Here is a 17,461-nt window from a genome sequence, read left to right on the forward strand (position 1 = left end):
GGCCATCGCTCGAAGCTGCTTTGGCAGCTTCGCGGCGCGAAGAGCGCCGCGCGGAGCGGGCTTTCCGGGGCGGGAGCCCCGGAAAGCATCGAGCGGAGCGAAAGCCTGAGCCCGCGGAGGCGGGCGCCGGCGACTGAGGCCGGCGAAAGAACCGGTGCAATCGCTTTCAAGCGATTGCACCGGCTTGCCCTTCGGGAACCCTCGATTACGGGCGAAAACCCTCGAAGACCATCTGGTCCGCGTGCTCCTGCGCCAGCGCCCGCTGCGCCTCGGTGCGCACGGTCCAGGTCATCACCGGCATCTGCCCGAGGCGGCGGCAGAGATAGGGGACCGGGCCCGGCAGGTCGCCGACGCGCCAGGACAGGAAGTGCGGGCGGCTCACATGCAGGTGGAGCAGGCCCGACAATTCGGCCCGCGCCGACGGCGTCAGCAGGGCGTAGTGCGGATCGTCCTGGCTCGCCTCCGCGACGATGCCGCGGGGCCGGTCCGGGGCGATCTCGGCCAGCGTCGCGACGATTCCCGGATCGAAGGATTTGAGCGCGATCGGCGCGTCGAGCCCGGCGACGACCTCGACGGTGCGGCGGGTCAGGCGCCGGTCGCCGTCGAAGCGGGACTTGATCTCGACGACGACGGGGACGCGGCCGGCGATCTTCGCCAGGAACGCCGTCAGGGTCGGGATGCGCTCCCCCGTGCCGGCGATGGCGAGCGTGCCGAGTTCGGCCGCCGTGCGGGCGTCCACCGGTTCGGCGACGCCCGTGAGGCGCCCCAGAGCCTCGTCGTGGAACACCATCGCCTCGCCGTCGGCGCTGCGCTGCACGTCGCACTCGATGGCGTAGCCGCCCGCCACCGCCGCCTCGGCCGCGGCCAGCGTGTTCTCGGGGATGCCGGCGGCGCGGTCGTGCAGGCCGCGATGGGCGATCGGGCGGGCGGTGAGCCAGTCCGGCGCCCGATCCATCATCCCGCTCACGCGACCTCGAACATCGCTTCGACCTCGACCGCGGCGTCGAGGGGCAGCTCGGCGACGCCCACCGTCGCGCGGGCGTGGCGGCCGCGGTCGCCGAGGATCTCGACCATCAGGTCCGAGGCGCCGTTCATGATCTGGGCGAGGCCGGCGAAGGTCGGCACGGCGTTGATGAAGCCGCCGAGCCGCACGCATTGCACGACGCCGTGGTCGAGATCGCCCACCGCCGCCTGGAGCTGGGCCAGCACGTTGAGCGCGCAGAGCCGGGCCGCCGCCACGCCCTGCTCGGGCGAGACCTCGGCGCCGAGCTTGCCCTTGTGGGCCGGGTCGAGGGTGCCGTCCGGCCCGAAGCAGATCTGGCCGGAGATGACGACGAGGTTGCCGGTGCGGACGGAAGGGACGTAGTTCGCGACCGGGGCCGCCGCCTTCGGCAGCTTCAGGCCGAGCGCTTCCAGACGTTCCTTGACCGAGTTCATCGCCGTCTCCCGAGGCTTTTGTCGCTGCGGCGGTCTGAGCACGGGCGAGCGCCGACTCGCAAGGGGGAGGGGGGATGGCGAAGCCCCTCAACCAGCGGTTTCCGTCACCGGCGCCTCCACCCGCGGCGCCTCCGCCGAAAAATCGTAGCGCAGGTCGGCATGGGCCACGGTGGCCGGGCGGTGGGCGACGATGACCCGCGTCATCTTCAGGTCGCGGAGCGCGGCGGCGATCACCGCCTCGGTCGGCTCGTCGAGCGCGCTCGTCGCCTCGTCGAGAAACAGGATCTCCGGGCGCCGGTAGAGGGCGCGGGCCAGGATCACCCGCTGGCGCTGGCCGCCCGACAGGGTCGAGCCCATGTCGCCGACGAGCGTCTCGAACCCCATCGGCGTGCGGGCGATGTCGTCGAGGATCGCGGCACGCGCCGCACATTCGCGGATCCAGCCGGGATCGGGCCGCTCGTCGAAACAGGCGATGTTCTCGGCGATCGAGCCGGCGAACAGCCCGTCATCCTGCATCACCCCGGCGATGCGGGCGCGGTAGGCGGCCAAGCCCCCGGAGCGGATGTCGCGCCCGTTGACCAGCACCGCGCCCTCGGAGGGCGGCAGCAGGCCCATCAGGATCTTCATCACCGAACTTTTGCCGCAGCCCGAGGGGCCGGTGATGGCAAGGCTCAGGCCCGGCGGCACCTCCAGGCCGAGGTTGCGGAACACCCAGGGCTCGTCGTCGCCGTAGCGCAGGGACAGGCCGACGGCGCGCAAGCCCGCGCCGCGGGCCGGCGGACGCTCCCCGGCGGGGAGGAGGGCAGGACCTGCGACCGGTGCCGCCGCGGCGGGCATCGGTGCGGCGGCCTCCTCCGGCTCGGTCATGACGATGTCCGAGAGCCGGTCGGTCTGCACGTTGAGCATCCGGAGCTGGAAGCCCGACTGGATCAGGGTGCCGATGCGGGTCGAGAACTGGTCGCGGTAAGCGAGGAAGGCGACCAGCATGCCGAGCGTCATCGACTGGTCGATCACGGCCCGCGCGCCGAGCACCAGCAGGATCAGCCGGTCGGCGCCGAACAGGAACTCGTTGCCGCGCCCGAACACGAGGTCGAGCCGCTGCAGCCGCAGCCGCGCGTTCAGCGCCTGCACGAACTGGTTCATCCAGGTGCCGCGGCGGCGCTCGCGCAGGTTCAGGAGCTTGACGCTCGCCATGCCGCGCACGGTCTCGATGAAGTGGCTCTGCTGGCGCGCCTCCGCCACGATCGCCTCCTCGGTACCCTCGCGATACGCCTTGTAGGCGGCGATCCGCAGGCCGGCGTTGAGCGCGGTGGCGGCGAGCGCCACGAAGGCGAGCCAGCCGCCGTAGAGGAACAGCATGATCAGCATGCCGACCGACATCAGCCCGTCGAGGAGCGCCTGGACGAGGTCGGTGGTGATGCCCTTCTGGATCGTGGCCAGCGTGCCGAAGCGGGAGATCACGTCGCCGACATGCCGCTTCTGGAAGTAGTCGAGCGGCAGCCGCGAGAGGTGGTCGAACAGCGAGCCCGACCACTGGTAGTTCAGCTTCGTCCCCGTCAGCATGATCGCCCAGCTGCGAGCGACGCCCAGGCCCAGTTGCAGCATGAGCAGCAGGGCGAGGCCGAGCGCCACGACGAGCAGCAGGTCGAGGTCGCCGTTCACGATCACCTCGTCGATGACGATCTGCGAGGCGATCGGCATCAGGATCGCGACGAGTTCGATCCCGAGCGACAGGACGAGGATCTGCGTCATGGCCGAGCGGATGCCGGCCATGCCCCGGAACAGGTCGGACAGGGTGAGGCCCGGTGCCGCCTTCTCCCGCACGAAGCTCTGGTTCGGGCTCACCTCCAGGGCGACGCCGGTGAAGTCCCGCGAGGCTTCGGCGAGGCTCAGAACGCGGCGCCCGCGGGCGGGATCGTGGATCACGATCTCCCGGCGGCGGACGGCAGCCAGCACGACGAAGTGGTTGAGCCCCCAGTGCAGGATGCAGGGCAGGCGCAGGCGGCCGAGATCGGGCAGCTCCACCCGCAGCGCCCGCGTCGAGAGCCCCATCGTGCCCGACAGGTCCATGAGGTTTCGCAGGGTCATGCCCTTGAGCGACAGGGCGTGGCGGGCGCGCAAGCTTCCGAGATCGACCCGGCGGCCATGGTAGCCCAGCACCATGGCGAGGCAGGCCATGCCGCACTCGGCGGCCTCCGCCTGGAGCACGACCGGCAGGCGCCGCCGGAAACCGAACTGAAGATCCGACAGCAGACTCAACGCTCCCCTCCTTCCGTGACGAGATCGACGCTGCGCTTGACGCGGTAGAGGGGGTCGAGGAGCCAGCGGTAGAGCGGGCGCTTCTCCAGCGCGATGTCGGCCTCGACCCGCATCCCGGCCTCGAGCCGCCGCTGCTCGCCGTAGGCGGTCACGCTGTCGGCGTCCGGCCGGACGATGATGCGGTAGACGCCGCCTTTCCCCGCACCTTTCGCGGCGTCGCGCGCCGCCTCCGGCTGGGCGGCGCCGTCGCCTTCGAGCGGCGCGCGGGTCACCTCGGTCACCGTGCCCCGGTGCAGGCCGAAGCGCTGGAACGGGAAGGCGGCGTAGCGCAGCATCACGCCGGCGCCCGGCTCGATGAAGCCGATCGCCGAGGAATCCACGAACAGGTTCGCCTGCATCCGGCCGTCGCTCGGCAGCAGCGTCAGCAGGCTCGCCCCCGCCGCCACGGTCTGCCCGGCCTGCGCCCGGATCGAGGTGAGGATGCCGCGCTCGGGCGCGCGCACCTCGATGGCGCGGCGCGCCTCGCTCTCGGCCCGCTGCTGTTCGAGCTGCGCGGCGCTGCGGTCGAGTTCGGCGAGGTCGCGGGCGAGCGTCTCGTCGAAGGTCGAGAGCTTGGCCTTCAGGTCGCCGAGCTTGCCCTCGACCTGCAGCCCGCCCTGGCGGAACTGCGCCAGCTGCGAGGTCGCCTGGAGGTAGAGGTAGTTCTGGCTCTGGAAGTCGGCCGCGCGGGCGAAGCCCCGGGTCACGAGGTCGGCGAGTTCGTCGGCCCGGGCCTTGAGCGGCGGCACGAGCTTCTCCTGGAGCGCGAGCTGCTCGTCGATCTTGGCGCGCTGCGCCTCCAGGTTGGCGATCTGCTCCCTCAGGCCCTCCTTCTCCGCCTCGGCCATGGCGGCGCGGGCGGCGCGCTGGCGCTCGACGCTCTCGCGCTGGCGGCCGAGCTGGGCGATCACCCGCTCCTGGGTCGGGCCGCTGGCGGAGACCGCGTCGAGGTCGATGGTGAAGAGGAGCTGGCCGCGCTCGACCCGGTCGCCTTCCTTGACGCCCGACGCGCTGACCCGCCCCGCGAGCGGGCTCGCCACGGTGATCAGCCCGATATCGGGCGCGAGCAGGCCGTCGGCGTGGACGCGGCGGGTGTAGCTGCCGAGCCAGGCGTAGAGGCCGACCAGGACGACGAAGGCGAGGCAGAGCCCGACCACGACGCGGACGGAGAGCGGCTGCACCACCTGGGCCTCGCCGAGCCAGGCGCTCCGGCGCGCCTCGACGACCTCGTGGCGGAAGAGCGGCGCGTTCACGGCCGCGCCTCCCCGAAGCCCGCATTCCGGCCTGCGACAGCGCGGCAGGCTGCGTTATTCTGACGCATGGGTGTCGTAATCCGCAATCATTTCAACTTTTTACCCGGCGGCGCGGCCGGGCCGGCGATCCCGCCCCGGGCAGGTCAATTTTTGCTCCCCGGCCCCGGGGCCGGCGGATGTCCCACCCGGCCTGCCCCGGACGAAAGCCGAAAGGCGTAGAACGCGGGAACGATCCCGCCAGCCGGCGACCACCTCTGCGCTTTCACGACCAGCGGTGGTGATTTCGAAGGGCAAGATTTGTCCATCAGTGCGTTTCCGTTCCGATCCGTTCCGATCCGCGAGCGCAAACCGGGTTGCCTGCCGGAATAATATCCGTACCTTATCTAGCAGAGCAGCGCAGCAACGCCGCTCTTATTCCACGGGAAGACATAAATACAGAACGATCTTCCAATATCGTACGGACTAAGGAGAACACATGCAGCAGAACATTGACACCATCCGTGAGCTGAACGCTGCGGAGCTGGATCAGGTCGGCGGCGGTCTGTCTCTCGGCGTCGGCGTGGAACTCGATCTCAGCCAGGAACTCGGTGCCGTCTCCGGCACGATCGATCAGGTCGGCGGCCTCGTCGGCGGCACCCTCGACACCGTGCTCGGCGCGGTGGGTGGTCTCCTGGGCGGCGTGCTCGGCAAGTAGCCCCTCAAGTCGCCTCTGAGGTCGGCCCCGGATCGGGGCGAACCTCAGGGCTATCTGCCCTACGGAAGCGGTCGACCCCATCGCTTCCGTAGGGTTCATCGGTCGTGCGCGGCCCGTGCGCGGCGTCGCGCGCGACGTGATGCGCCGCTCGATCTGCAGCTCGCTCTGCAGCTTGGCCGGCAAAGGAACGGGATCGGCCGGCGCATCGTTTGGCCAGGCCGACCGCAAGCATGACCGTGCGCCGTCCGGCCGCCGAAACCGGCGTCCGCGCGCGACACGGCGGGACGGGAAACGCGCCGCCTCGACGCGGCAGAGACGGGGAGAGCGAAGCGGCCGATGAGCGTTCCGTTCGTCAACGCCTCCGTGCAGGGCGAGCTCTCCGCTCCGCCCGACCAGATCTTCGGCCAGATCCCCGCCAGCGGCCTCGACGGCATCGCCTTCCTCGACTTCGCCTACGCGTCCGCGGGGCACAGCACCCACCGCGTGGACGGCCTCCTCGTCGGCACTTGGCAGGGCCTGTTGCAAGGCAACGGGCACGGCACTCGGCAGGGTACTCGGCACGACGATGCGCCCGAAGGCCGTCACGGCGAGCGGCGGACCCGGCTGACCTTCCGCGACGCGGCCGTACCGGACGAGCCGCCGGACGAGCGGAGCGGCGACGCCTTCGTGCTGCGCGGACCCGGCTTTGCCGGCAGCACGCGCTGGAGCGGGCCCTGCCGCGGGCGCTACCTCGCCTTCATGCCGGCGGCGGTGGAGCGGATGACCGAGGCCCCGCTCGCCCGGGCCGAGTTCGCGACTCTCACCTGCGACCTCTCCGAGCGGATGACCGTGTTCCACCTGCTGGCCGCCCTCGGGCAGGAGGCGGGCGGGCACGACACCGCCGCGGACGCGCTCCTGGTGGACAGCGTGGCGCTGGCGGTGCTGCGCGCCTCCGGTGCGCTGACGCCCCCCGGCCCGCGCCGGAGCGCGGCGCTCACCGCCCGGCAGGCGCGGCGGGTGCGCGACCTCGTCGCCGAGCGGATCGATGCGCCCCTGTCCCTGCGCGAGATGGCGCAGGCGGCGGGCCTCAGCGAGGGCTACTTCGTGCGGGCCTTCAAGGGCAGCTTCGGCGTGACGCCCTATCAATATGTCCTGCGCGAGCGCGTGACCCTGGCCCAATCGCTGATCCGCTCCGGAACGGTGTCGCTGGGCGAGGCGGCCAAGCGCGCAGGCTTTCCCGATGCGCGGCGGATGGGGCGCACCTTCCGCAAGGTGATCGGGCGCTCGCCGACCGAGGCGGCGCGGCTGCAGCGGGCCTGAACCCGCGTGCGCGGGGCTGTTCGGCACCACCTCCGATCGAATCGGGCCCGGCAATGCCGCCGCCGCGATTGACAGGAGCGTCCTGTTTCATAGTAATCGCGCGCGTGCCGCCCGTCCCCCGAGGCGGCACTTTCTTTTGGCGACTTCCCCCGGATCGAGCCCGAGGAGACGGACCCGCGTGACCTCCGCCCTGCTGCCGACCTATGCCCGCGCGCCGATCGCCTTCGAGCGAGGCGAGGGCGCGTGGCTGGTCGCCGAGGATGGCGACCGCTACCTCGACTTCGGTGCCGGCATCGCCGTCAACGCGCTGGGCCACGCCCATCCGCACCTCGTGGAGGCGCTGACGGCGCAGGCGCAAAAGCTCTGGCACACCTCGAACCTGTTCCAGATCCCGGAGGGGGAGCGGCTGGGCCGGCGGCTCGTGGACGCGACCTTCGCCGACGTCGCCTTCTTCGCCAATTCCGGCGCCGAGGCCAACGAGGCCGCCATCAAGATCGCCCGCAAGTACCATGCGGCCGGCGGCCATCCGGAGCGCTACCGCATCATCACCTTCGAGGGCGCCTTCCACGGCCGCACGCTCGCGACCATCGCCGCCGGCGGCCAGCAGAAATACATCGAGGGCTTCGGCCCGAAGGTGGAGGGCTTCGATCAGGTGCCGGTCGGCGACTTCGACGCGCTCGAGGCCGCGATCGGCCCGGAGACCGCCGCCCTGATGATCGAGCCGATCCAGGGGGAGGGCGGCCTGCGGGTGATTCCCGGCGAGACGCTGCGGCGCCTGCGCGGGCTGTGCGACGCGCACGGCCTGCTCCTCATCATGGACGAGGTGCAGACCGGCGTCGGGCGCACGGGCAGGTTCTTCGCGCATGAATGGTCGGGCGTCACGCCCGACATCATGAGCGCGGCCAAGGGCATCGGCGGCGGCTTCCCCCTCGGCGTCTGCCTCGCCACGGCGGAGGCCGCCCGCGGCATGACGGCGGGCACCCACGGCACCACCTTCGGCGGCAACCCGCTCGCCATGGCGGTGGGCAACGCCGTGCTCGACGTGGTGCTGGCGGACGGCTTCCTCGCGCATGTCGAGCGCATGGGCCTGCTGCTGACCCAGAAGCTCGCCGGGCTGATCGACCGCCACCCCCACGTCTTCGCCGAGCTGCGGGGGCAGGGGCTGATGCGCGGCCTCAAGCTCAACCTGCCGAACACCGAGTTCGCCGCGGCCGCCCGCGCGCGGCACCTGCTGGTGATTCCGGCGGGCGACAACGTGATCCGCCTCCTGCCGCCGCTGATCGTCGGCGAGGCGGAGGTGGACGAGGCCGTGGCCCGGCTGGAGGCCGCGGCGACCGATCTGGAGGCGCAGATGCGCGGTGCCGCCTGAAGGTGGGACCGCGAGCGAAGTATGTGAGATGACCACGACCCTGAACGGCGGCGGCCCGCATGTCCGCCACTTCCTCGACCTGAAGGACTTCTCGGCCGAGACCCTGCGCGGCGTCCTCGACGCCTCCGCCGCGATGAAGCGCGCGCGGGTGAAGGGCCAGCGCGCGGCGGAGCGACCGCTCACCGGCAAGATGCTGGCGATGGTGTTCGACCGGCCCTCGACCCGCACCCGCGTCTCCTTCGACGTGGCGATGCGCGAGCTCGGCGGCGACACCCTGATGCTGACGGGCAAGGAGATGCAGCTCGGCCGCGGCGAGACGGTGGCCGACACCGCCCGCGTGCTCTCGCGCTTCGTCGACGCGATCGTGATCCGCACCCTCGACCACACCCTGATGGTGGAACTGGCCGAGCACGCCACCGTGCCGGTGATCAACGCGCTGACCAAGGTCTCGCATCCGTGCCAGATCATGGCCGACGTGCTGACCTTCGAGGAGCATCGCGGACCGATCAAGGGCCGCACCGTCGCGTGGTCGGGCGACGCCAACAACGTGCTGGCGAGCTGGGTCCACGCCGCGGCGCGGTTCGATTTCACCCTCAACGTCGCCGCGCCGAACGAGCTGGCGATGCCGCCCGCCCTCGTCGCCTGGGCCGAGCGCGAGGGCGCGCGCGTTCACGCCACCACCGACGCCTACGCGGCGGTGGAGGGGGCGGACGCGGTCGTGACCGATTGCTGGGTCTCGATGGGCGACGACGACGAGCACTTCCGCCACAACCTGCTCTCGCCCTACCGCGTGGACGCGGCGCTGATGAAGGCCGCGGCCAAGGACGCGATCTTCATGCACTGCCTGCCGGCCCATCGCGGCGAGGAGGTCACCGCCGAGGTGATCGACGGCCCGCAATCGGTGGTGTTCGACGAGGCCGAGAACCGTCTGCACGCGCAGAAGGGGATTCTGGCGTGGTGCCTGGGCGAGGCGGCCTGACACCCAAGCACACAACGATGGCCGCGCATCTCCCTCTCCCCTCTGCGGGAGAGGGTGGCCCCCGAAGGGGGTCGGGTGAGGGGAGCGCCGCTTCCGGAAAGACCTGAGCTGGCCCCTCACCCGCCCGCTCCGCGGGCACTCTCCCCCCACCCAAGTCGGGCCTGCCCGACTTGGGCACCTACTTGCGGGTCTCGGGCAAGCCCGAGATCCGTTGGGGGGAGGGTGAAGCCGGGTGTTAGCTCTTGGCCCGCAGCGCCTCGACGCCGGGCAGTTCCTTGCCCTCCAGCCATTCGAGGAAGGCGCCGCCCGCCGTCGAGACGTAGGAGAAATCCTCGCCGACGCCCGCATGGTTGAGGGCCGCCACGGTGTCGCCGCCGCCCGCCACGCTGACGAGCTGGCCGGCCTTGGTCCGCCGGGCGGCGTGCTGAGCGACCGCCACGGTGCCGGTGTCGAAGGGCGTCAGCTCGAAGGCGCCGAGCGGACCGTTCCAGACCAGCGTCCGCGCCTCGTCGATGGCGCCGTCGATCGTGGCGATCGAGGAGGCGCCGACATCGAGGATCATCGCGTCGGAGGGCACCGCATCGACCGGCACGGTCTCGTTCTCGGCGTTCGCCTTGAACTCGCGGGCGACCAGCGCATCGACGGGGAGGATGATGGTGCAGTTCTTCTCCTTGGCCGCGGCCAGGATGCGCCGGGCGGTCTCGGCGAGATCCTTCTCGCACAGCGACTTGCCGACATCCTTCCCTTGCGCGTGCAGGAACGTGTTGGCCATGCCGCCGCCGATCACCAGCATGTCGACCTTGGCGACGAGGTTTTCCAGGAGATCGATCTTGGTCGAGACCTTGGCGCCGCCGACGATGGCGATGACCGGACGGGCCGGATCTTCGAGGCCCTTGGTGAGCGCGTCGAGTTCGGCCTGCATCAGGCGACCGGCAAAGGCCGGGAGCAGGCGGGCGAGCCCCTCGGTCGAGGCGTGGGCCCGGTGGGCGGCGGAGAACGCCTCGTTGACGTAGAGGTCGCCGTTCTCCGCGAGCGCCTGCGCGAACGCGGCCTCGTTCTTCTCCTCGCCCGCGTGGTAGCGGGTGTTTTCGAGGAGCAGCACGTCGCCGTCGTTCAGCGAGGCGACGGCCTTGGCTGCGGCCTCGCCGACGCAGTCCTCGCCGAAGGCGACCGGACGCCCGAGCTTCTCCGAGAGCGTCGGCAGGAGAGGCTTGAGCGACTCCTTCGGGTCCGGCTTGCCCTTGGGGCGGCCGAAATGCGCGAGCAGGATCACCCGCCCGCCCGCCTCGGCGATCTCGCGGATCGTCGGCACCACGCGCTCGATCCGGGTCGCGTCGGTGACGCGGCCGCCCTCCATCGGCACGTTGAGATCGACGCGCAGCAGCACGCGCTTGCCCTTAAGCGGGCCGGCATCGTCGAGGGTGCGGAAATCCGTCATGGCTGCGTGCGGTTCTTCTTAAGGGTTGGACGCCGGGGGATTGGCGGAGTTCGTCTGGTTCTGGCCGCCGAGGCTGTGCGGCAGCATCCGGTCGAGGTTCAGCCGCTGCACGGCGACCATCAGCGCGACGGTGAGCACGGCGGTGATGATCGCCGTCAGAACGAGGGCGCCGGTGCCGGGCAGGCGGCCGACCCGGTCGGACAGGGTGCGGACCTCGCTGCGCAGGGACGAGAGGTCGGCCTGGCGGGCCGCGTCGTTCATCCGGGCGGAGGCGGATTCGACCTTCTCCTCGACGCGCGAGAGCAGCGCCTCGGAGCGGGCATACTTGTCCTCGATCCGCGCCGTCTTGTCCTCGATGCGGGCGAGCTGGTCGGCGTGGTGGCCGATGGCGGAGGCGGGCAGCTCGGCCTTGCCGACGCTCGGCGGCGGGGCCGCGGGGGTCGGTGTCGCGACGGGCGGCGCAGCGGTCGGCGTGGAGGACGAGGTCGGGGGAATGAAGTCGCCCCCGGAAGGCTTGGCCGGCGAAGTCTCGGTCATCGCTCACGCACCTTGGATCTTCGGCGAGCCGGGCTCGCCTTAAAAAACGCGAAGGCCTTCGGGGGCGGCCGGTCCGAACGGTCGGCCGTCCCCGTGGAAGCGTAGCTAGAGCGTCAGATCAGCTTGGCCATGGCCACGGCGGTGTCGGCCATGCGGTTCGAGAAGCCCCACTCGTTGTCGTACCAGGACAGGATGCGCACGAAGGTGCCGTCCATGACCTTGGTCTGGTCGAGGTGGAAGGTCGACGAGTGCGGATCGTGGTTGAAGTCGATCGACACGTTCGGCCGGTCGGTCACGCCGAGGACGCCCTTGAGCGGGCCGGCGGCGGCCGCCTTGATCGCGTCGTTGATCTCCTGGACCGAGGTCTCGCGCTTGGCGGTGAAGACGAGGTCGACCGCCGAGACGTTCGGGGTCGGCACGCGGATCGCGGTGCCGTCGAGCTTGCCCTTCAGCTCCGGCAGCACGAGGCCGACGGCCTTGGCCGCACCCGTCGAGGTCGGGATCATCGAGAGCGCGGCGGCGCGCGCCCGGTAGAGATCCTTGTGCATCTGATCCAGCGAGGGCTGATCGTTGGTGTAGGAGTGGATCGTGGTCATGAAGCCGCGCTCGATGCCCACCGTCTCGTTAAGCACCTTGGCGACCGGGGCGAGGCAGTTCGTGGTGCACGACGCGTTCGAGACGACGAGGTGGTCGGCGGTGAGCCCCTCGTGGTTCACGCCGTAGACCACGGTCAGGTCGGCGCCGTCGGCGGGCGCCGAGACGAGGACGCGCTTGGCGCCCGCGTCGAGATGCGCCTTGGCCTTGTCCTTCGAGGTGAAGATGCCGGTGCACTCCATGGCGACCTCGACGCCGAGGTCGCGGTGGGGCAGCTCGGCCGGGTTGCGCACGGCGGTGACGCGGATGCGCTTGCCGTTGATGACGATGTCGTCGCCGTCCACCGCGACCTCGGCCGGGAAGCGGCCGTGCACGGAATCGTAGCGCAGGAGGTGGGCGTTGGTCTCGACCGGGCCGAGATCGTTGATGGCAACGACCTCGATGTCGGTGCGGCCGGCCTCGACGATGGCGCGCAGCACGTTGCGGCCGATGCGCCCGAACCCGTTGATGGCAACCTTGACGGTCACGGCGTGACTCCTTCGAAATGGGGCGCATCCGCGCGCCGATGGGAAACAGGTCGGGTCGGCCGGCAGCCTGCGCGCGCGGCGTCCGATGACGGTGAGACCGCTCCAAGCGGGGCGGTACTGAACGGGGGATGAACCGGAAGGCGGCCCGCACCCGTCCGGTCGGCGGACGGTCTGAGCGGGGAGCCTGGAAGGGTCACGGTTCTGGGAATCCGTCGGGCGGCCCCGCGCCGGGGGATCGGGGCCGGGCGCGGGCTCTCTAACATGGCGCCGGGGCCTGTCAAAGATCGTGGGCAGGCCTGTGAATCGGCTGGAATTTCGAATGCTCTTGGCTGAAACCTGTTCGCAGCGAGGATTCGGAGTACCGCGGAAGTCCCTCCGCCTCCGGCCGTTTGCGTCCTCGCCGCGACGACGCGGAACGCGTTCCGTGGCAGGCTCCGACGAAGCGACGACCGACGGGTGGACATGGCGCGGGTGGATATGGCGCGAACGGAGACAAGGGTGACGCAGGCCAAGGGGCACGCGACGGGGCAGGCAGCGGGGCAGGACGGCGGCGGCCTGGAGGAGGCGCTGCACCGGCTCGACACGGCGCTGGCGCTGCTCGAGACGGCGGTGGCCCGCAAGCTCGAGGCCGAGCGCAGCCGCGGCGACCGCGAGACCGAGTTCGCCCTGCTGGAGGAGGACCGGGTGCGGCTGGCCGCCGAGCTCGACGCGGCGGGCGCGCGGCTCGCCCGGATGACGAGCACCACCGGCGAGGTGAACCGCCGCCTCGATCGCGCCATCGAGACGGTGGAAGACGTGCTGTCCGGCCCCGCCGGACGCTGAGTTCGAGTCAGGTTCAAGCCGGATGCCGCACGTCAACGTCACCATCGCGGGCAAGAGCTACCGGATGGCCTGCGGCCCTGGCGAGGAGGATCATCTCTCCGCCCTCGCCCAGACCTTCGACGAGCGGGTCACGCAGATGCGCGCCGCCTTCGGCGAGATCGGCGACATGCGCCTGCACGTCATGGCCTCGCTGACGCTCGCCGACGAGCTGCACGAGGCGCAACGGCGCATCGCCGACCTGGAGCGGAATGCCGCCCAGGGCGCCGCCGAGCAGGCGCGGCTCGCCAGCGGCGTCGGCGTCGCCGCCGAGCGCATCGACCGGCTGGCCCGGGCACTGTCGGGGCAGTCCGTGGGACAGACGCCGGGCCAGGGCGGGGGCTGACCGGAGCGGCGGAGCGTGCGAGGTTCGGCCCCGACACCGCCGGACCCGGAGCCCGCCGATGACCGTCCCGCAGGAATGCTGGCGGGCCTCGCGCGACTTCGAGCACTTCATGCTCGCCGCCCGCGCGACCCTCGATCACGCCACCACGAACCAGACCTACGCGACTCTCTACGGCGTCTTCGTCGTCTTCCGCCGCCGTCTGAGCGCCCGGCAGGGCCTGATCTTCGCCGCCGCGCTGCCCCCGGTGCTTCGGGCGATCTTCGTGGAGGGCTGGAACCCCGACGAACCTCCCCGCCCCTTCGAAGAGCGGGCAGCGTTGGAGGAGGAGGTTCGCGGCGTGCGCGCCGACCACAACTGCTCCCCGGACGGCTCGATCGCGGCGCTGGCCGGAGTGCTGTGGGCGCACGTGGATCGGGAAGCTCGTCGCCGCGCGCTCGCCGACCTGCCGGAGCCGGCCCGCGCCTTCTGGCACATCGACCCATGATGGCCTTCGGACCGGACAATCGCGCCGGCTTCGAAAATCGTGCCTGCATCGCGTTCAGCCCCTGGCGCCCGGGCCCCGGCACGTCTATCTCTGGCGGGCGGGGCTGCAGGGTTCGTCAGGAGAACTTTCCCCGGGGCCTTATCGACTCCCTAGGGAGCTGTCACTGGCCTCGTCCGTGGACTTGGCCAACACGGCGCCCACCTACTCTGTAGGTTTCCCGGGATCGACACTCCAACGGCTCAGGTGGCTCCGCACTCTTCCCCCGAACGCTCGCTCAAGGCGAGCCTCCGCGCCGAGGCGCTGGCGCGCCGCGACGCGCTCTCCCCCGAGGCCCGCGCCGTCGGGTCCCTCGCCGCCGCCGAGACCATCGCGGCGATACCCCAACTCGCGCAGGCGCCGCTGGTCGGCGCCTTCTGGCCGATCCGCAGCGAGATCGACCCGCGCCCGCTGATCGAGCGCCTGTTCGCCCGCGGCCAGCGTGTTGCTCTCCCCAAAGTCACGAAGCAGGGTCTCGTCTTCCGCGAGTGGCGCGCGGGCGAGGAACTGGTGCAGGGCGGCTTCGGCCTCAGCGAGCCCCGCGACGACCTGCCGCCGCTCGACCCCACCGCCCTGATCGTGCCGCTCGCCGCCTTCGACCGCGCGGGCCAGCGCATCGGCTACGGCGCGGGCTACTACGATCAGGCGATCGAGCGCCTGTCCCAGAACGGCCCCGTGCTGACGGTCGGCATCGCCTTCTCGGTCCAGGAGATCGAGCGCGTCCCGGCCGAGCCGCACGACCGCCCCCTCGACCATCTCGTGACCGAGACCGGACCCGTGCCGCTCCGGCAAAGCTGATTCCTCGATACGATGCGCATCCTCTTCCTCGGCGACATCGTCGGACGCCCCGGCCGCCACGCCGTCGCCGACCGGCTGCCCGGCCTGCGCGAGCGCTGGCGCCTCGATTGCGTGGTGATCAACGGCGAGAACGCCGCCGGCGGCTTCGGCATCACCGAATCGATCTGCGACGAGATCCTCCAGGCCGGCGCCGACGCGGTGACGCTCGGCAATCACTCCTTCGACCAGCGCGAGGCGCTCGTCTTCATCGCCCGCCAGCCGCGGCTGATCCGGCCGGCGAACTACCCGCCCGGCACCCCCGGCCGCGGCGCGACGGTGATCGAGACGGCCCGCGGCGCCCGCGTGCTCGTGGTCAACGTCATGGGCCGCCTCTATCTCGACCCCCTCGACGATCCCTTCACCGCGGCCGACCGGGAGCTGGAGGCCTGCCCCCTCGGGGCGGCGGCGGACGCGGTGATCGTCGATGTCCACGCCGAGGCCACCAGCGAGAAGCAGGCCATGGCGCATTTCCTCGACGGCCGCGCCAGCCTCGTCGTCGGCACCCACACCCACGCGCCGACCGGGGACCACCGCATCCTGCCCGGCGGCACCGCCTATCTCTCCGATGCCGGCATGTGCGGCGACTACGATTCGATCCTCGGCATGCAGAAGGACGAGCCGGTGCGCCGCTTCCTGCAGAAGACGCCGGGCTCGCGGCTCGAAGCGGCCACCGGCGAGGGCACCCTGTGCGGCGTCGCGGTCGAAACCGACGACGCGACGGGATTGGCCAAGCGCGTCTGGGCGGTCCGGCTTGGGCCGCATCTGGAGGAGACCTGGCCGCGCGAGTGGGATTAGTCATTTTATGAATGGCGTGTCCAATCGACCAGATCGCGTTGAAATTCGCAACCTAGAGCTAATATTCTGTGTGGCAGGCGAATCCGGCTTCGCTTGCTGATACGAATTTTCTGATTGCGGAGTATCAGATGGATCTGAAAATACTCTCGATTCATGGAAAAGGCGACTATAGCAAGGAATATGTCGTACTGCGCGCGATCAATGATTGTAGCCTCAATTTTTATGCGTTAGCAGATACTACATTTTTTGGCGCCGATCATATTTCTTCTCGTCTAAGGAATTTTTTCTGGTTTCCGGACGTGAATGTAAATGCTGGAAGCATAATTGTCTTGTTCACAAGACCGGGGACGGACAGTTCAGATTTCGAAAATGGGCGAGTTATACATCGCATTTACTGGAATTTAAATCGTGCAGTTTGGAATAACACTGGAGATGCCGCCGTCTTATTTTCGATAAATTCATGGAATTCGACGGGGATGAAGTAGTGCCGCTCTTAGGGCTGCTGCCGAAGCGCTTCACATGAAGCCAATTGTGAAAGTTTAGAAGGCAGACATCTGCGCTTGATCACTCAGGCGGCTGCAGCCAAGGTGCGAGCAGGAGGATACTTCTCCATCGCATCCGCGGTGGCCTCAACACGAGTATGGACCCGATGGCGGCCCGTTCCGCGTCCTCCGACACGCCTCCCCTCGCCAAGCCCGGCATGACGCTGGTGCGGATGCTGGTGTTCCTGGCGCTCGCGGGCTTCCTCGCCTTCGTCCTCTACAAGCAGATCACGCCAGCCTTCCTCGCCAATCCGGGTCTGAACGGGCTGATCCTCGGCGTGCTGCTGATCGCCGTGCTCCTCGCCTTCGGGCAGGTGACGCGGCTGTTTCGCGAGGTGCGCTACGTCAACGCGGTGGCGGCCGGGCAGAACCCGAAGGACCGGCCGACCCTGCTCGCGCCCCTGCTGCCGGCGATCACCGCCCGGCGCGAGGGGATGACCCTGTCGAGCACCCGCGCGCATCTCGACACCACCGCCGTGCGGCTCGACGAGGGCCGCGAGATCCTGCGCTACATCGCGGGCATCCTGATCCTGCTCGGCCTGCTCGGCACCTTCTGGGGCCTGATCGAGACGCTCTCGGCGGTGGGCTCGGTGATCGGCGGCATGCGCGGCGGCGGCGACGCGGCGGTGATGTTCGACGAACTCAAGAGCGGGCTCGCGGTCCCGCTCTCCGGGATCGGCCTCGCCTTCTCCGCCTCGCTGTTCGGCCTCGCCTCCTCGCTGATCGTCGGCTTCCTCGACCTCCAGGCGGGGCAGGCCCATTCGCGCTTCCATAACGAACTGGAGGACTGGCTCGTCTCCGGCGAGGAGCAGGCGGTCGCCACTGCCGCCGTAGCCGCGCGCCCGGCGCCGGAGCACGACCCGGCCATCGCCCGCGAGCTGCAAGCCGCCGTGGACCGGTTGAGCGGCGTCATCGCCGAGGGCGCCGGCGGCCGCGGTGCGACCCAGGCCATGACCAATCTGGCCGAGGGCATCCAGGGACTCGTGCAGCACATGCGCGCCGAGCAGCAGATGATCCGCGACTGGGTCGAGGCCCAGGCGGCCCGCGAGCGCGAGCTGAAGCAGGTGCTCGACCGGCTGGCCCGCGAGAAGGTCAATTAGAGCATCATCCCGAACGGTGGTCGCCGGCTTTCGGAAAA

General features: G+C 70.3%; 17 protein-coding genes and 1 other RNA gene. 11 read left to right on the plus strand and 7 right to left on the minus strand.

The window, feature by feature from the left end; genetic code table 11:
* Positions 1 to 205 precede the first annotated feature (205 nt).
* From MFF42_RS12960 to MFF42_RS12975, 4 genes are all read right to left on the minus strand, one after another.
* Complete coding sequence (locus MFF42_RS12960; RefSeq protein WP_238256091.1) at positions 206 to 967, minus strand: glycerophosphodiester phosphodiesterase family protein; 762 nt, start codon at positions 965 to 967, stop codon at positions 206 to 208.
* The gene (locus MFF42_RS12965; RefSeq protein ID WP_238256092.1) at positions 964 to 1,437 is read right to left on the minus strand and encodes a RidA family protein; all 474 of its coding nucleotides are present in this window, start codon (positions 1,435 to 1,437) and stop codon (positions 964 to 966) included. Before MFF42_RS12965 ends, MFF42_RS12960 begins: the two co-directional genes overlap by 4 nt.
* 87 nt (positions 1,438 to 1,524) lie before the next feature.
* On the minus strand, positions 1,525 to 3,696 hold the full coding sequence (locus MFF42_RS12970; protein ID WP_238256093.1) for a peptidase domain-containing ABC transporter: 2,172 nt from the start codon (positions 3,694 to 3,696) through the stop codon (positions 1,525 to 1,527).
* Positions 3,693 to 4,988, minus strand: a complete 1,296-nt coding sequence (locus MFF42_RS12975; protein WP_238256094.1) for an HlyD family secretion protein — start codon at positions 4,986 to 4,988, stop codon at positions 3,693 to 3,695. The genes MFF42_RS12970 and MFF42_RS12975 overlap by 4 nt, the downstream gene beginning before the upstream one ends.
* Positions 4,989 to 5,463: 475 nt before the next feature.
* On the opposite strand from MFF42_RS12975, the gene MFF42_RS12980 reads away from it, so the two are divergent.
* The 4 genes from MFF42_RS12980 to argF all read left to right on the plus strand — a co-directional run bounded on the left by MFF42_RS12980 (position 5,464) and on the right by argF (position 9,329).
* Positions 5,464 to 5,682, plus strand: coding sequence for a hypothetical protein (locus MFF42_RS12980; protein WP_017484092.1), 219 nt, complete (start codon positions 5,464 to 5,466; stop codon positions 5,680 to 5,682).
* A 336-nt stretch (positions 5,683 to 6,018) separates the two neighbouring features.
* Positions 6,019 to 6,981, plus strand: coding sequence for a helix-turn-helix transcriptional regulator (locus tag MFF42_RS12985; RefSeq protein WP_238256095.1), 963 nt, complete (start codon positions 6,019 to 6,021; stop codon positions 6,979 to 6,981).
* Between the two features lie 178 nt (positions 6,982 to 7,159).
* Entirely contained in the window at positions 7,160 to 8,350 is a 1,191-nt protein-coding gene (locus tag MFF42_RS12990) for an aspartate aminotransferase family protein (protein ID WP_238256096.1), read from the plus strand.
* 28 nt (positions 8,351 to 8,378) lie between these two features.
* Entirely contained in the window at positions 8,379 to 9,329 is a 951-nt protein-coding gene (gene argF, locus MFF42_RS12995) for an ornithine carbamoyltransferase (protein WP_238256097.1), read from the plus strand.
* 235 nt (positions 9,330 to 9,564) lie between these two features.
* Here the strand turns inward: argF and MFF42_RS13000 are convergent, their stop codons facing one another.
* The 3 genes from MFF42_RS13000 to gap all read right to left on the minus strand — a co-directional run bounded on the left by MFF42_RS13000 (position 9,565) and on the right by gap (position 12,425).
* Positions 9,565 to 10,767: a phosphoglycerate kinase gene (locus MFF42_RS13000; RefSeq protein ID WP_238256098.1), complete on the minus strand. Its 1,203-nt coding sequence runs from the start codon at positions 10,765 to 10,767 to the stop codon at positions 9,565 to 9,567.
* 18 nt (positions 10,768 to 10,785) lie between these two features.
* Positions 10,786 to 11,304: a hypothetical protein gene (locus tag MFF42_RS13005; protein WP_238256099.1), complete on the minus strand. Its 519-nt coding sequence runs from the start codon at positions 11,302 to 11,304 to the stop codon at positions 10,786 to 10,788.
* Positions 11,305 to 11,417: 113 nt separating this feature from the next.
* A complete protein-coding gene (gap, locus tag MFF42_RS13010; protein ID WP_238256100.1) occupies positions 11,418 to 12,425 on the minus strand; it encodes a type I glyceraldehyde-3-phosphate dehydrogenase in 1,008 nt (335 codons plus the stop codon).
* Between the two features lie 477 nt (positions 12,426 to 12,902).
* On the opposite strand from gap, the gene MFF42_RS13015 reads away from it, so the two are divergent.
* From MFF42_RS13015 to MFF42_RS13045, 7 genes are all read left to right on the plus strand, one after another.
* The gene (locus MFF42_RS13015) at positions 12,903 to 13,247 is read left to right on the plus strand and encodes a DUF4164 family protein (RefSeq protein ID WP_306423534.1); all 345 of its coding nucleotides are present in this window, start codon (positions 12,903 to 12,905) and stop codon (positions 13,245 to 13,247) included.
* A 22-nt stretch (positions 13,248 to 13,269) separates the two neighbouring features.
* Positions 13,270 to 13,629: a cell division protein ZapA gene (locus MFF42_RS13020; RefSeq protein WP_238256102.1), complete on the plus strand. Its 360-nt coding sequence runs from the start codon at positions 13,270 to 13,272 to the stop codon at positions 13,627 to 13,629.
* 58 nt (positions 13,630 to 13,687) lie between these two features.
* Positions 13,688 to 14,113 carry a DUF2267 domain-containing protein gene (locus MFF42_RS13025; RefSeq protein ID WP_238256103.1) on the plus strand — a complete coding sequence of 142 codons (426 nt, stop codon included), beginning with the start codon at positions 13,688 to 13,690 and terminating at the stop codon, positions 14,111 to 14,113.
* 97 nt (positions 14,114 to 14,210) lie between these two features.
* Positions 14,211 to 14,367: non-coding RNA, 6S RNA (ssrS, locus tag MFF42_RS13030), on the plus strand.
* Positions 14,357 to 14,947 (plus strand): 5-formyltetrahydrofolate cyclo-ligase, encoded by a 591-nt coding sequence (locus MFF42_RS13035; protein WP_238256104.1) that lies wholly within the window; start codon positions 14,357 to 14,359, stop codon positions 14,945 to 14,947. The genes ssrS and MFF42_RS13035 overlap by 11 nt, the downstream gene beginning before the upstream one ends.
* 12 nt (positions 14,948 to 14,959) lie before the next feature.
* On the plus strand, positions 14,960 to 15,781 hold the full coding sequence (locus MFF42_RS13040; protein WP_238256105.1) for a TIGR00282 family metallophosphoesterase: 822 nt from the start codon (positions 14,960 to 14,962) through the stop codon (positions 15,779 to 15,781).
* A gap of 649 nt (positions 15,782 to 16,430) precedes the next feature.
* Positions 16,431 to 17,423 (plus strand): MotA/TolQ/ExbB proton channel family protein, encoded by a 993-nt coding sequence (locus tag MFF42_RS13045; protein WP_238256106.1) that lies wholly within the window; start codon positions 16,431 to 16,433, stop codon positions 17,421 to 17,423.
* The last annotated feature ends 38 nt before the right edge of the window (positions 17,424 to 17,461 follow it).

The sequence above is a fragment of the Methylorubrum podarium genome (genome assembly GCF_022179745.1).
In the GTDB taxonomy this organism is placed as follows: Bacteria; Pseudomonadota; Alphaproteobacteria; order Rhizobiales; family Beijerinckiaceae; genus Methylobacterium; species Methylobacterium podarium.

Excerpts from the sequence above, each read along its gene's own strand:
- MFF42_RS12985 (WP_238256095.1), top strand. The coding sequence starts at position 6,019 with ATGAGCGTTCCGTTCGTCAACGCCTCCGTGCAGGGCGAGCTCTCCGCT.
- MFF42_RS12965 (WP_238256092.1), bottom strand. The coding sequence starts at position 1,437 with ATGAACTCGGTCAAGGAACGTCTGGAAGCGCTCGGCCTGAAGCTGCCG.
- MFF42_RS13020 (WP_238256102.1), top strand. The coding sequence starts at position 13,270 with ATGCCGCACGTCAACGTCACCATCGCGGGCAAGAGCTACCGGATGGCC.
- MFF42_RS13025 (WP_238256103.1), top strand. The coding sequence starts at position 13,688 with ATGACCGTCCCGCAGGAATGCTGGCGGGCCTCGCGCGACTTCGAGCAC.
- MFF42_RS13000 (WP_238256098.1), bottom strand. The coding sequence starts at position 10,767 with ATGACGGATTTCCGCACCCTCGACGATGCCGGCCCGCTTAAGGGCAAG.
- MFF42_RS12980 (WP_017484092.1), top strand. The coding sequence starts at position 5,464 with ATGCAGCAGAACATTGACACCATCCGTGAGCTGAACGCTGCGGAGCTG.
- MFF42_RS13015 (WP_306423534.1), top strand. The coding sequence starts at position 12,903 with ATGGCGCGAACGGAGACAAGGGTGACGCAGGCCAAGGGGCACGCGACG.
- argF (WP_238256097.1), top strand. The coding sequence starts at position 8,379 with ATGACCACGACCCTGAACGGCGGCGGCCCGCATGTCCGCCACTTCCTC.
- MFF42_RS13040 (WP_238256105.1), top strand. The coding sequence starts at position 14,960 with ATGCGCATCCTCTTCCTCGGCGACATCGTCGGACGCCCCGGCCGCCAC.
- MFF42_RS13045 (WP_238256106.1), top strand. The coding sequence starts at position 16,431 with ATGGCGGCCCGTTCCGCGTCCTCCGACACGCCTCCCCTCGCCAAGCCC.
- MFF42_RS13005 (WP_238256099.1), bottom strand. The coding sequence starts at position 11,304 with ATGACCGAGACTTCGCCGGCCAAGCCTTCCGGGGGCGACTTCATTCCC.